The organism is Aquella oligotrophica (genome assembly GCF_002892535.1).
Lineage (GTDB): Bacteria > Pseudomonadota > Gammaproteobacteria > Burkholderiales > UBA11063 > Aquella > Aquella oligotrophica.
In genome coordinates this window covers 98,116-111,952 of the sequence record NZ_CP024847.1, presented here as the reverse complement: position 1 = coordinate 111,952, position 13,837 = coordinate 98,116, and the positions used below count along the sequence as shown (strand labels likewise).

The window sequence follows — 13,837 nt, the reverse complement described above, 5'->3', positions numbered from 1 at the left end:
AATCATGGTGTAAAAGTACTATTTTCAAAATAAATTGAACTGTTTAAAATAGTGCTATCAGATTAAGAAGGAATCAGTCATGAACAAAAATTTAGTATTTATTATTGGGCTATTTATCTTACCATTGCCGGGAATGGGAGTAGATGCATATGCGCCATCATTGCCTGCGGTAACTGCTTATTTTCATACTACTAGCTTCTTGACTCAATTAAGTATTCCTTTTTATACTGCGGGTTACGCCATCAGTATGCTTTTTTCTGGTACTATTGTTGATATCTATGGTACCAAGAAATTAACCATTGCTTCATTGATTATTTTTGCTTTATTAGCAATTTTAATAGTTTTTGTACCAAATATACATATGTTGATTGTTCTTCGTGTAGCACAGGGGCTTAGTGTTGGTTTCTTTGCTGTGTCGGTGCGTGTAGCAACGATGTCCTTATATGCCCATGATAAAGAACTATTGAAATCAAAAGTAAACATTATGCAGATAGCGTGGTCTATGGGACCAATTTTGGCTCCAGCAATTGGTGGCTATCTTGGGCATCATTTTGGCTGGAAAAGTAGCTTTCTTTTAATGGCGGGCTATGCGCTTACTTTGGCAATAGTTACGGCAATATTTACTAAAGAAACGATAAAAAAGAGAAAAACAGTTAACTTTATTGAAATTAAAAATAGTTATACCACGATTCTGGGTGATAAATTCTTCCTGTTAGGTGTAGCTACAATGGGTACTTTATATGCTGTAGCAGTATCTTTTAATACGGTTGGATCATATATTATCCAAAACACCTTGCATTTATCGCAAATTTCTTTTGGTTATTGTGCTTTGGTATTAGGGATTGCATGGTTATTTGGTAGTTTGGTTAATAAAGCGATAAAATCATACTCTTTTGAAGAAAAAGCTATTGGTGCAGCAGTTGCGATTGTGATTATTTCAGCTGTGATGTTTGGTATAACCAGATTTGTAATTAACATTTGGGTACTTATGGGAACTACTGTTTTATTAAATATCTTTGCAGGTGTCTTGTATTCAGGATTATACTGTTTGACTATAGCAAGATTCAGTCATATTCCAGGTAACTCATCCGGGCTTATGTCCAGTGGAATATTATTTGTCTGTGCAATAATTACTACTACCATGTCAAAAGTAGTCTCACATAACGGGGTATTACCTTTTTTAGATGCGGATATGCTTCTTAATATAGCAGGTGTTATTATAGCCGCTGTATTGTTTTACTTGCAGGCAAAGACACTACAGCGAAAATATTTTGCGAGAGGATAATAATCTAATGTGGGTACTACTCATGATTGAAAACTTAACTCAAATCAAACCTAGTAGGTCTCAACATCTAATAGTGGAATTTTAAAGCTCATTAATAGATCTTGTGGAATCAATTGATCAAATCCGAGTTGTAATAGTTTTTCTGTTAAAGCTTCCCGGCTATAGGCATTAAATTTAACCCGGATTTGATTAGCAAAGATATTATCTATAGTGTTTTTTGAAATTTCCTTATCCTCAATTTTGGATAAGATCATGGCAATTTCTTTGCTACTAAGACCACTTAGAAAGAGAAAAATTAATTGCTTTTCGCGTTTAGTTAGTTCGTATTCGCTAATTGCTGCTTTATCCGATATTTTATAAATGTCCAATGCACGCATTAGCTGGTGCTGGATACTATTATATAATACCTGATGACGAATGTTGAAAATACCAACGACGTTATTTGTATCTGGATTAATGATCGGAAACTTACTTGTCATGTAAGGCTGTATTTTTCCATCTATCATATTGACATTAATTGAATGTTTTGGAGTTCGCTTTGCAACAACCTCCTGCCATTCATTAAGCGTATCTTGTGCTAGATATTTACCTGTTTGCTCCTGTTGCGTATACTTCATGCCAATAGGAATATCCTCAACGCCACAGCTCATTTTGTACAATTTACTTGCAAAAAGAGTGGCACCATTAGGATCAGTAATAAGTACCTTGAAGTGAGCAAGCAGACTATCTAGTTCTTTATAGGCATTAACTAATTCATCAATGTAATCGGTATCTGTCATACTTCCTCCCGTTAATGCTCAAAGTTATCAAAGTTTATTGTAAATAATTTTTCCTGATACTTAGCAAACCGGCTCTTATATGCCTAATTTTGTAGTTATTTCTCGACAAATTTTTGTAATTCACCATGAGTTTTCATGGCTATAAATTCAGTTATATGATATTCAGCCACTTGATTTTTGGCAAATGGGTCATTGGCAAGTAGTGTTTGTAACTCTTCGCGACTATCCATTTTTGCAATAATTATACCACCAGTTCTTGGCTTTTTTGGTCCAGAAAACATGAAATGTCCAGCCTTATACTGTTCATCAAGCCATGCCCGGTGCTCTGGTGTAAATTTTTCGACTATACTTATATCTGCTTTGTATACTAGATCTACCAAAAACATTTTAACTCCAATTAGCTTGTCTATTTAAGATAAGCATTATTATATTACGGGTATCTGAGTCTAATGTTATAAATTGTATTAATAGGACTAATTTGTATGGTACGGAAGTGAAACGAAGAGGTCTAATGAAAAGAGCCTCTATTAAAATTAGAGGCTCTAAAAATTATAATTTGTATTACTTTTATTTACTCAATATCTCACGTAATACATACGGAAGAATTCCACCATGTTTGTAGTATTCAACTTCAATTGGGGTATCAATCCGGCATAAAACAGAAACATCTTTCGATTTTCCATCAGCATAGGTAATACGTAGCGTCAAATCCTGTTGTGCTTTGAGATCATTAGTGACTCCTAGTACCGAATAGGTTTCAGCTCCAGTTAATCCAAGACTATCAGCAGATTCTCCTGCTTTAAACTGTAGTGGTAACACACCCATACCAACCAGATTTGAACGATGAATACGTTCAAAACTCTTGGCAACCACCGCTTTAACACCAAGTAATTGAGTTCCTTTTGCCGCCCAGTCACGTGAAGAACCAGTACCGTATTCTTCTCCTGCAATAACAACAGTTGGCGTATTACTATTCACATATTTCATTGCGGCTTCATAAACAGTTGTCTGCTCACCATTATATAATGTATAGCCACCCTCAACCCGTGAACCATCAGCTTTAGCTGGAATCATTAAGTTTTTGATCCGCACATTGGCAAAAGTCCCACGCATCATAACTTCATGATGTCCACGCCGTGAACCATAAGAGTTAAAGTCTTTAGGTTCTACTCCACGCTCCTGTAAGTATTTTCCAGCCGGAGTTGTTGGTTTGAATGAGCCAGCTGGTGAAATATGGTCAGTAGTAACTGAATCACCAACAATTAATAACGGCTTCGCATTATTAATATCACCAATATCTGAATAAGTCATGCCAAAATCAGTAAAGAATGGTGGCTCAGCAATATAAGTTGATTCAGGCCAAGTATAGACATTACCAGTAGAAGATTTAACATTATTCCATAGATCATGACCTGACGTGAAATCAGAATAAAGTTTTTTAAATGTATCTGGGTTTTGTGCCAAATGCATCAGACTAGCAATTTCTTCACTAGTCGGCCAGATGTCTTTAAGATATACATCTTTACCATCACTACCTTTACCAATTGGTTCACTAGTCATGTCAATATTAACGCGTCCAGCAATCGCAAATGCTACAACCAGTGGAGGAGATGCCAAGAAATTACCTTTGATATTTGGATGAATCCGCGCTTCAAAATTACGATTTCCAGACAATACCGCACAACCGATAATATCATTAGCACTGATAACTTCATTTACTTCCGGTTTTAAATCACCAGCATTACCAATACAAGTAGTACAACCATAACCAACAATATTAAAACCAAGCTGGTCAAGATATGGCTGTAAACCAGACTTAGCTAGATATTCGGTAACAACGCGAGAACCGGGTGCGAGAGATGTTTTCACTCGTTTATGAACATGTAAACCTTTTTCAACTGCTTTTTTAGCCAGCAAACCAGCACCCAATAATACGGTCGGGTTTGAAGTATTAGTACATGAAGTAATTGCAGCGATTAACACATCACCGTTACCAATATCTACACCATCAAGTTTCGTTGGATAACGGGCAGCTAAATCTTCAGCTTTTTTATTAAAGCCATTTTCAGCAATTGGTTTTACAAATAGCGAGTTGAAAGTTGATTTCATACTGCCTAGTTCAATTCTATCCTGTGGACGTTTTGGACCAGCTAGTGAAGGCTTGATAGATGATAAATCAAGGCTCAAAGATTTGGTATATTCGATCTCGCCAGTTTGTGGCATACCGAATAATTCTTGAGCTTTGAAATATTTTTCAAATAATTCGCAATCTTCTTCTTTACGCCCGGTTGCACGCATAAAACGTACAGTTTCGCTATCAACTGGGAAGAAGCCCATTGTTGCACCATATTCAGGTGCCATATTCGCAATTGTTGCCCTATCAGTAACTGACAAGCTAGCTGCACCTTCACCATAAAATTCAACAAATTTACCAACTACTTTCTCTTTACGTAACATTTCGGTAATAGTCAAAACCAGATCAGTTGCCAATACACCTTCGTTTAGTTTACCTTTAAGTTCAACTCCAACTACATCTGGAGTCAAGAAATAGACTGGTTGCCCAAGCATACCAGCTTCCGCCTCAATACCACCGACACCCCAACCAACAACACCAACACCATTAATCATGGTTGTATGCGAATCAGTACCAACTAGGGTATCAGGATACACAACATCACCTTTATGCTGCACGCCACGGAATAAATATTCTAAATTAACTTGGTGTACAATACCAATGCCCGGAGGAACTACACCAAAGGTATCAAAAGCCTGCATTCCCCATTTCATAAACTGGTAACGCTCATTATTGCGCTCAAATTCAAGCTCCATATTTTGACGTAATGCATTTGGATTACCATAATAATCAACTTGTACCGAATGATCAACGACCAAATCCACAGGCACTAGTGGTTCAACGATTTTTGAATCCTTACCAAGTTTATCAGCAACGGTACGCATTGCTGCCAAATCACATAATAGAGGAACCCCGGTAAAATCCTGTAATACTACACGAGCAACTACAAAAGGAATCTCATCAACGCGTTCACCTTTTGCCTGCCAGTTGGCTAATTGTTTAACATGCTCTTCATTAACTTTGATGTTGTCGTAATTGCGCAACACTGCTTCTAGAACAATTCTTATTGATACAGGGAGTTTTTTGAGATTAAAACCTGCCTCGGCTAATTTAGGTAAGGAGTAATATTTATAAGACTTTCCGCTTGAGGTACTAATTTCAGACTGAGTATTAAACAGATTATGCATCTTCGTCACCATTAAATTATTAAATTTGCATTATTTTATCACAATTTGATTGGTAATGGCATTGCAGGGCAGCATTTGAGGATAGATGTGATAAAATGGGGATAATTACAAAAATTTGATGTTTATTATAGAACATAAATTAGCAGTTATATTGAATCGATTACAAATGAATAAAAAAAATTACCAGAGATTACTTCTGGGGGCTTTGCTTGCAGCAGCTACTTTACCTAGTTGTGTTCCCATTGGCGGCAATGCAGGTAGTTCACCCTTTACTCCAATTCCTACGCCGACTCCGCCACCGATTCCATTGGTAGGTTGGCAAAACACTTCAAACTCTTTACCGATTGTTACTGGACGAGCGAATAATATTGGGCTTGCCAGTGATCAGTTAGGCAATTTGTATGTAGCTTATCAGGGTAGTGAAAGTTTAGCAGTTTATCGTTATGTATTTGGTCAATCGACTACAGGCTGGCAGCAGATTGCTAGCAATCAGAATATGTCTCTTGGGTCGGCTAGTACTTCCATTGCAGTGGATGGACGGTTTGAAGTTAATATGGCTTATTTGAGTCAGTCATCTACTGATGCTAAAAGGCAGGTCTTTTGGCTAAAAGCATTGCCAGATAAAATTGACTTCAGTCAGTCTGCAGTTGCTCAGTATGTAGAAGCATATTCCTATAGTGGCGTTGGCACTGCTAGTTGCCCTGCTCCTGAGATTTATGATGTTACTACTGATGAAATGAGTATGGCACTTGCCCCAGGTAGTGGCTATCAAATTCTTGCTTATAGTGACACAACCAAGTATGAAACTAAAACTGTGCAAATGGAAAGTGGTGTTTGTACCGCTGATGGATATAGTGGCGGTGGACGACTAAGCGTCTTTAATACTAATCTGAATACCTATCGTAGTATTACTACTGGAACGGCAACTCAGGTAAAAGTGGCATCAACTCCAACTAGAATTGGTACTGCCTATCCTGTATATATAGCCTATGCAGATGGTGTATATGGTGGTGGAGTTAGTGTTTTGAAGTTAAGTAGCGAAGGCGGTAGTTGGGATCCGGTTGGTCCAGAAAATTTCAGTAATGGACCTGTAAATTTTATAAGTTTAGCAGTAGATACAACTGGTGTTCCATACGTTGCTTATGAGAGTTCCAATCAATTGCTTGCAGTTAGAAAATATAGTGGCAATAGTTGGGTCGCAGTAGGAGGTTCAACCATTTCTACCCATATTGCAACTTGGATCAGTATTGCAATCAATCAGGCTGATAATAGCCCATATGTTGCTTATCAGGAAAGTGGTTTAATTAAAGTTCGTCGTTTTGATGGGGAAAGTTGGGTTAAAGTTGGCAGTGACCTGAGTAATACTCCAAATAATTATGGTGCGTATAATACGATAGTCATGCGTCAAACTGGATATTCTACTTGGCAACCAGCGGTTGCTTTCCAATCATCGTCGCCAACTGCAATTAGTAGTAATATTAGTACGTTATACTATGTACCATCATCATATAGCTCTAATAGCGAAATCTATCCGATGACAAAAAAATAAAATGAGGCGATTGCCTCATTTTATTCAACCTGTAAAATTGCCAGAAAGGCAGTTTGTGGAATCTCCACATTACCAACCTGTTTCATCCGTTTCTTACCAGCTTTTTGTTTCTCAAGCAGCTTTTTCTTACGTGTAATATCACCACCATAACATTTGGCAAGCACATTTTTCCGCATTGCTTTAACCGTTTCACGCGCGATAATATGTGAGCCAATTGCAGCCTGAATCGCAATATCAAACATTTGGCGCGGGATTAGTTCACGTAATTTGGCAACCAACTCACGCCCACGATACTGGGAATTAGCTCGATGGACAATTAGCGATAACGCATCTACCCGCTCACCGTTGACCAGCACATCCAGTTTTACCAAATCAGATACACGAAATTCCTTAAACTCATAATCAAATGAAGCGTAACCACGAGAAACTGATTTAAGTTTATCAAAAAAATCAAGAACGACTTCATTTAGCGGCATTTCGTAGGTAAGCATTACTTGCCGTCCCATGTATTGCATATTTAACTGAACGCCACGTTTTTGCGTACATAGGGTAATCACGGCACCGACATAATCGTTAGGAACAAGAATATTAGAGGTAATAATTGGTTCACGAACTTCTTGTATCCGGCTTGGGTCAGGTAATTTTGCTGGATTTTCAACAGAAATAACTTCACCAGTTTTTTCAACAACTTGATAAACAACCGTTGGCGCAGTTGTAATCAAATCCATATCAAATTCACGCTCTAAACGCTCTTGGACGATTTCCAGATGGAGTAAGCCCAAAAATCCACAACGGAAACCAAAACCAAGTGCCTGCGATACTTCTGGTTCAAAATTTAGTGAAGCATCATTTAGTTTCAGTTTTTCAAGTGAATCACGCAGAGCTTCATAATCATGCGATTCAACCGGATAAAGCCCAGCAAAAACTTTTGGCTGGATCTGTTTAAAGCCTGGTAAAGCTTCAGTTGCTGGCTTGGAATCTAATGTGATCGTATCCCCGACCTTGGCATATTGCAGCTCTTTAATCCCTGCAATAACAAACCCTACTTCTCCAGCAGACAATGCAGTTTTTTGTACTGATTTGGGTGTAAATACTCCCACCTGCTCACACAGGAAAACGGCTTTATTACTCATAAATTTGATTTTATCTTTTGGTTTTAATTGTCCATCAACAACTCGAACCAGCATAACCACACCAACATAATTATCAAACCATGAATCAATAATTAAGGCTTTTAAAGGTTGATCTGGACTACCTTTAGGCGCAGGGATCTTAGCAACTACTAATTCTAATACTTCCTGTAAGCCAACGCCAGTCTTTGCCGAACAATGAACTGCATCAGTAGCATCAAGTCCAATAATATCTTCAATTTCCTGAGCTACCCGCTCTGGCTCAGCAGACGGTAAATCAATTTTATTTAAAACCGGTAAAACTTCGACACCAAGATCGATTGCGGTGTAGCAGTTGGCTACCGTTTGGGCTTCAACGCCCTGTGAGGCATCTACAACCAGTAGCGCACCTTCACAGGCAGATAAAGAGCGTGAAACTTCATATGAAAAATCGACATGCCCGGGAGTATCAATCAGATTAAGATTATAAATATTACCATCGAGAGCTTTATACTGCAGCGCTGCTGTCTGGGCTTTAATAGTAATACCACGTTCCTTTTCAATATCCATTGAATCAAGAACCTGACTATCCATCTCACGCTTATCTAATCCACCACAAAACTCAATGAAGCGGTCGGCTAAGGTTGATTTACCATGGTCAATATGCGCAATAATGGAGAAATTTCGAATATGTTTCATAAATACCTAAAATAAATTTGCAGAAAAATATAAAGATTATAACATAATACGATACCGGGCAAAGAAATAGCAGGCAGCTATAATAATGCTGGTTTATTTAATTGCTATTATTATTAAATTCAATGGTGTTACAATACATCTCTAGGTAGTATATTTGTAGATAATTAAATCTGTGCAGAGTTTTGTTGAGGATTAGTTGTAGTAATTAATTTTTAAATAGGTTATAATGGGTTAGCATTGCAATAAACGCAGTCATAAAGCCAATAAGACCAAGGATGCCTATTCCGAATAATATTTTTATAATTATTTTTACAGTTTTTGTTTCGTTTTCAGGCGATTTATTTGTTACTTTATCCATGATTACTTTTAATACTTGCAAGTTTGTATAACAGATGTTGTTGATTATGAACTAGTGCATATTTCTGGCACTAGTGTTCCAATTGAATATTAGCATAAAAAGGACTACATAATGAAAAAAATTGGTTTGGCACTTATGTTTGCTGGTTGTATTGGTATAGCAAATGCAGTTGCCGTAGATAATAATAGAACAATTACTAGTACTGGGCATGGTGAGGTGGAAATTCCACAAAAAATTGCTCTGATTTCATTAACAATTAATGAAGTGGCTAAAAAGCCTCAAGAGGCACAGGAACAAGCCCGCCAAAAGTTTGAGCAGATATTATCAGCGATCAAACAGGTACAAACTCAGGCAATTTACTCCTCAATGGTAAGCGTTACTCCTAACTGGTCTTATGCCGATAATCAGTCTAAGATAACTGGCTACACAGCTAATTATAGTATTCAGGTAAAAACAGGAATTATGAATAGTGGTGCAGTAATTGATAAAGCTGTGGCAAATGGCGCATCAATTGTTGGTAATCCACAATTATCAGCAACCGATAAAGACAGACTTGAGGCTCAATTACAGGCAATTAAGCTAGCTACAGCAGATGCTCGCACAAAAACAGAAGCATCTTTGTCTGCATTAGGATTAAAACCTAAAACAACTAAACAGATTACCATTCAAAATGAAAATCAGCCTCGCCCACCACTTATGATGCCAAGAATGGCAGCCATGAAGGCAAGTGCAGATAGTGGCAGCATCCCAGCAACAGAAGTAATTGCTGGAATGGATACAGTAAGTGCTGATGTTACAATTGTTAGTGAGTATTGATAGCATCGCGTCATGGAGATTTGAATAATGATCACCAGCCAGACTTGTTCTGGCTATTTTTTATGGGTGGAAAATTTGCTATTTTTAACATTGATAGGTACAATAACTCCCTATTTTGTATTTATTAATAATTAATTTGATAAAGTCATCAGAAAATCATTTCTAACATTAAACTATGAAACTAACAAATAAGCAGATAGCAACGGTAGTATTTTTTACATTATTTCTAAGTATGATCCCAGCGGCAAATTATACCTTGCTACATTTCGGTACTAGTTGCCCAATCAATCAACCATGCATAATACCTGTTTGGTTTAGTCCAATTATTTATGCCCCTTCTGGGGTTTTATTTGCGGGCTTGGCATTAGTCTTACGTGATATACTCCAGCGGCTTGCTGGACTTTATCTGGCAGTGATTGCGGTAATAATCGGTACTATTCTAAGTTATCTATATGTTAATCCAGCACTGGCTCTAGCTGGGTGTAGCGCATACTTTTTATCCGAAATGACTGATACCGTTATTTATAGCCTTTTACAAAAATATAATCTGATTTTGGCAGTTCTGGTTTCTGCCAGTTTTGGCGTAATTATTGATTCAACCGTTTTTCTTCATCTGGCTTTTCATAGCTATGAATTTATTGGTGGGCAAATAATTGGTAAATTCTGGATGGTGCTTTTGAGCATTCCATTGATTAAATTTGCCCGCAGCAGATTAAACTATATTTAAAATGATAAAAAGATTGAAATGAAAACTTACGAGAAAGACCCTGCGCTTGGGAATAAAGTTGCACAACATCTAAAAATTCTTGGTATTGATAATCCGGTAAATGGCAATATTGATAATAATCTGGTACAACAAAGTATTGCTACACTTCTAAGCGGACTGGGTATTCCATTAGACGATGAGTCGATTGCTAAAACACCAGAACGAGTGGCGCGTTTCTTTGTTAATGAGTTATTTTACGGACTTAATTATGCCAACTTCCCGAAAATGACCTTTAATCATAATAAATATGGTTATTCTGAGCCAGTAATTGCTAAAAACATTTCGTTTAAATCAACTTGTGAACATCATCTGGTAACAATTAGTGGGGAGGCTTTTGTTGCTTATATCCCCGGTAATCAGGTGGTTGGACTAAGTAAATTAAATCGGGTGGTAGATTTTTTTGCCAGACGTCCACAGGTACAAGAGCGGGCAACGCTACAGATATTTCGCGCATTACAGTTTTTACTTGAAACCGAAGACGTTGCGGTTCTAATCAAGGCAACGCATCATTGTATTACCATGCGTGGGGTTAGCGATCATAATGTTGAGAATATCACATATCAATTTGGCGGGCAATTTTCTAATCCGGAAATGAAACGCAATTTTCTAGAATTAATCAAGGATAATCAGGCATGAACCCAGAACTTTCACAGTTAGGCAGAAAATCAGAATATAGAGCGCATTATGCTCCAGAATTATTATTTCCGATTCCAAGGAAAATCAAGCGTGATGAAATTGGCATTGATGAAGCAAATTTGCCATTTCATGGGATTGATATTTGGAATCACTACGAGGTTTCATGGCTTAATCTGAAAGGCAAACCAGAAGTAGCAATAGCGACAATTATTGTCCCGGCAGCTAGCCCAAATATAATTGAATCGAAGTCAATGAAGCTTTATTTTAATAGCTTTAATAATGATAAGTTTGTTAGTAGCAAAGATGTTGAAGATATAATGAGCCGAGATTTAACTTTAGCCGCAGGTGCAGAGGTAACGGTAGATCTTCACCCTCTGGAGTCTGGATTATTTACTATTCATCAGCCAAGTGGGCTATTGATTGATACGCTTGATGTTGCGATAGATGAATATATAGTTAATCCATCATTACTAAAAGTAAAAAATGATGAAATCGTAACCGAGAAGTTATATTCAAATTTGCTTAAATCAAACTGTCTAGTAACCAATCAGCCGGACTGGGCAACGGTAGTTATCGAATATACTGGCAAGGCAATTGATCATGCTTCATTACTCAAATATATCATTTCATTCCGCAATCATAATGAATTTCACGAGCAATGCGTGGAACGGATTTTTAGCGATATAATGAAGCATTGTCTAGTAAATGAATTGACGGTAAGTGCACGATTTACCCGGCGCGGTGGGCTTGATATTAACCCATTAAGGACAACTAAAGCCGATTTTACAACCGATAATTTGCGTTTGATAAGGCAATAAGTATGACTAAAAAAGCAGTAGTAATTTTATCTGGTGGTCTTGATAGTTCAACACTTGCCTATTATCTAGCGGATAAAGGTTATCAGTTAATTTGTGTTTCCTATAATTATGGACAGAAGCATATTAAAGAGCTGGAAAGCGCAGCTAAAATCGCCGCCAATCTTGGTGCCAAGCATCATGTTATTGATATTAGATTTATGAACGGGTTTTTACAAAGTTCAAGTCTGGTTAATCAGGACCTTGATAATCCTAAAGAAGATTATGCTCGTGAAAATATGCTAGTGACAGTAGTACCGAATCGCAATACCATGATGCTATCATTGGCATGGACTATTGCCTGTGCCGAAAATGCCGAGTTATTGGCGTTTGGCCCGCATAAAGGGGACAACTATGTTTATGCTGATTGTCGTCCGGATTATTTCAATGCCTTAAATCTGGCATTGCGTCTGGGAACTATCGATAGTCGCCATGAAGATTTAGAATTATCTGCACCATTTATCAATTTCACTAAAACTGATATAGTTAAAACTGGTGCCAAACTTGACGTACCATTTGCCGATACTTGGAGCTGTTATGATGGTAGGGAACAACATTGTGGTTTATGTGGTACCTGTCGTCAGCGTCGGCAGTCATTTATTGACGCGGGGATTAGTGATCCAACTAGCTACGAGGTATCATGATGGGTAAATTTCAGGTAGTGCGTAAGCATGAAATCCATTGCGGTCATCGGGTAGTTCAACATGAGGGTAAATGTAAAAACCTACATGGACATTCTTATATTTTTCATCTAAAATGTGAAAGTACCGAACTTGATAATTTGGGGCGGGTCATTGATTTTTCAGTTATCAAGGATTTACTTTGCCGTTGGCTTGATGATAATTGGGATCATAAACTTATCTTATGGGAAAATGATCCGTGGTTATTGAGTTTACGTGAAATTGATGCAACTATTGTTACTGTACCATACAATCCAACAGCAGAAAATCTAGCTCGTTATCTAGTAGAAGTGATTGGTCCAGAGTTATTTAAAGATCTGCCGATTAGTTTATCTGAAGTAACTCTTGAAGAAACCTCCAAATGTAGGGCAAGCTATGCAATATCCGATTAATGAGATTTTTTATACTTTACAGGGCGAAGCCAGTTTTGTTGGGCAACCCTCGGTTTTCATTCGTTTGCAGGGATGCAATGTTGGCTGTGCCTTTTGTGATACTAAGCATACGTGGGAACTAGATACAGCAAATCAAGTTAAGACTATTCAGGTAATTGAGAAAACTGGTGATCGGCTTGGCTGGGCGTATTTTAGTCTTGAAGAAATTTTAGCGGAAATTGCGCGTTATCCAGCTTGTCGCCATATCGTTTTTACTGGTGGTGAACCAGCAATGTATGATTTACGTGAATTAATCTCTATTCTAGAAGATAAGGGCTATTCAACCCAGATTGAAACCAGTGGTACTGAGATACTGAGAGTTAGCGAAAAAACTTGGGTTACCTTATCACCAAAAATTGATATGCCGGGAAATAAAACAATATTGGCAGAAAATGTAGCGCGGGCAAATGAAATCAAGATGCCTGTTGGTAAAATACAAGACATTGAAAAACTCAAGCGACTACTGCAACAACATGCCGTGACTAACAAGCTAATCTGGCTACAGCCATTATCCTGTAAAGAAAACCCAACTAAATTATGTATTGAAGCAGCATTAGCCAATAATTGGCGATTGAGTGCTCAGGTACATAAATATATCAATATCCGCTGATTTG

The 13,837-nt window shown here is 37.6% G+C and carries 13 protein-coding genes; 9 read left to right on the top strand and 4 right to left on the bottom strand.

Annotated elements, in window-relative coordinates; all coding sequences use genetic code 11:
* Positions 1 to 79: 79 nt before the first annotated feature.
* The gene (locus tag CUN60_RS00515; protein WP_102950142.1) at positions 80 to 1,285 is read left to right on the top strand and encodes an MFS transporter; all 1,206 of its coding nucleotides are present in this window, start codon (positions 80 to 82) and stop codon (positions 1,283 to 1,285) included.
* Between the two features lie 50 nt (positions 1,286 to 1,335).
* Here the strand turns inward: CUN60_RS00515 and CUN60_RS00510 are convergent, their stop codons facing one another.
* The 3 genes from CUN60_RS00510 to acnA form a co-directional block, all read right to left on the bottom strand.
* The gene (locus CUN60_RS00510) at positions 1,336 to 2,064 is read right to left on the bottom strand and encodes a helix-turn-helix transcriptional regulator (RefSeq protein WP_102950141.1); all 729 of its coding nucleotides are present in this window, start codon (positions 2,062 to 2,064) and stop codon (positions 1,336 to 1,338) included.
* A 95-nt stretch (positions 2,065 to 2,159) separates the two neighbouring features.
* On the bottom strand, positions 2,160 to 2,450 hold the full coding sequence (locus CUN60_RS00505; RefSeq protein WP_102950140.1) for a YciI family protein: 291 nt from the start codon (positions 2,448 to 2,450) through the stop codon (positions 2,160 to 2,162).
* A gap of 181 nt (positions 2,451 to 2,631) precedes the next feature.
* Positions 2,632 to 5,325, bottom strand: coding sequence for an aconitate hydratase AcnA (acnA, locus tag CUN60_RS00500; RefSeq protein ID WP_102950139.1), 2,694 nt, complete (start codon positions 5,323 to 5,325; stop codon positions 2,632 to 2,634).
* Positions 5,326 to 5,491: 166 nt separating this feature from the next.
* On the opposite strand from acnA, the gene CUN60_RS00495 reads away from it, so the two are divergent.
* On the top strand, positions 5,492 to 6,874 hold the full coding sequence (locus CUN60_RS00495; RefSeq protein ID WP_158649219.1) for a hypothetical protein: 1,383 nt from the start codon (positions 5,492 to 5,494) through the stop codon (positions 6,872 to 6,874).
* 20 nt (positions 6,875 to 6,894) lie between these two features.
* Here the strand turns inward: CUN60_RS00495 and lepA are convergent, their stop codons facing one another.
* Entirely contained in the window at positions 6,895 to 8,682 is a 1,788-nt protein-coding gene (gene lepA / locus CUN60_RS00490) for a translation elongation factor 4 (protein WP_102950137.1), read from the bottom strand.
* A 469-nt stretch (positions 8,683 to 9,151) separates the two neighbouring features.
* Here lepA and CUN60_RS00485 point away from each other — a divergent pair, with 469 nt between their 5' ends.
* The 7 genes from CUN60_RS00485 (at position 9,152) to queE (ending at position 13,833) form a co-directional block, all read left to right on the top strand.
* On the top strand, positions 9,152 to 9,856 hold the full coding sequence (locus CUN60_RS00485; protein WP_102950136.1) for an SIMPL domain-containing protein: 705 nt from the start codon (positions 9,152 to 9,154) through the stop codon (positions 9,854 to 9,856).
* 175 nt (positions 9,857 to 10,031) lie between these two features.
* On the top strand, positions 10,032 to 10,583 hold the full coding sequence (locus CUN60_RS00480; RefSeq protein ID WP_102950135.1) for a VUT family protein: 552 nt from the start codon (positions 10,032 to 10,034) through the stop codon (positions 10,581 to 10,583).
* An 18-nt stretch (positions 10,584 to 10,601) separates the two neighbouring features.
* Positions 10,602 to 11,258, top strand: a complete 657-nt coding sequence (gene folE / locus CUN60_RS00475) for a GTP cyclohydrolase I FolE (RefSeq protein ID WP_102950134.1) — start codon at positions 10,602 to 10,604, stop codon at positions 11,256 to 11,258.
* Complete coding sequence (gene queF / locus CUN60_RS00470) at positions 11,255 to 12,076, top strand: NADPH-dependent 7-cyano-7-deazaguanine reductase QueF (protein WP_102950133.1); 822 nt, start codon at positions 11,255 to 11,257, stop codon at positions 12,074 to 12,076. Before folE ends, queF begins: the two co-directional genes overlap by 4 nt.
* Positions 12,077 to 12,078: 2 nt before the next feature.
* On the top strand, positions 12,079 to 12,756 hold the full coding sequence (gene queC, locus CUN60_RS00465; protein WP_102950132.1) for a 7-cyano-7-deazaguanine synthase QueC: 678 nt from the start codon (positions 12,079 to 12,081) through the stop codon (positions 12,754 to 12,756).
* The gene (locus CUN60_RS00460; protein WP_222593276.1) at positions 12,753 to 13,184 is read left to right on the top strand and encodes a 6-pyruvoyl trahydropterin synthase family protein; all 432 of its coding nucleotides are present in this window, start codon (positions 12,753 to 12,755) and stop codon (positions 13,182 to 13,184) included. The genes queC and CUN60_RS00460 overlap by 4 nt, the downstream gene beginning before the upstream one ends.
* Positions 13,168 to 13,833 carry a 7-carboxy-7-deazaguanine synthase QueE gene (gene queE, locus CUN60_RS00455; RefSeq protein WP_102950130.1) on the top strand — a complete coding sequence of 222 codons (666 nt, stop codon included), beginning with the start codon at positions 13,168 to 13,170 and terminating at the stop codon, positions 13,831 to 13,833. The genes CUN60_RS00460 and queE overlap by 17 nt, the downstream gene beginning before the upstream one ends.
* The last annotated feature ends 4 nt before the right edge of the window (positions 13,834 to 13,837 follow it).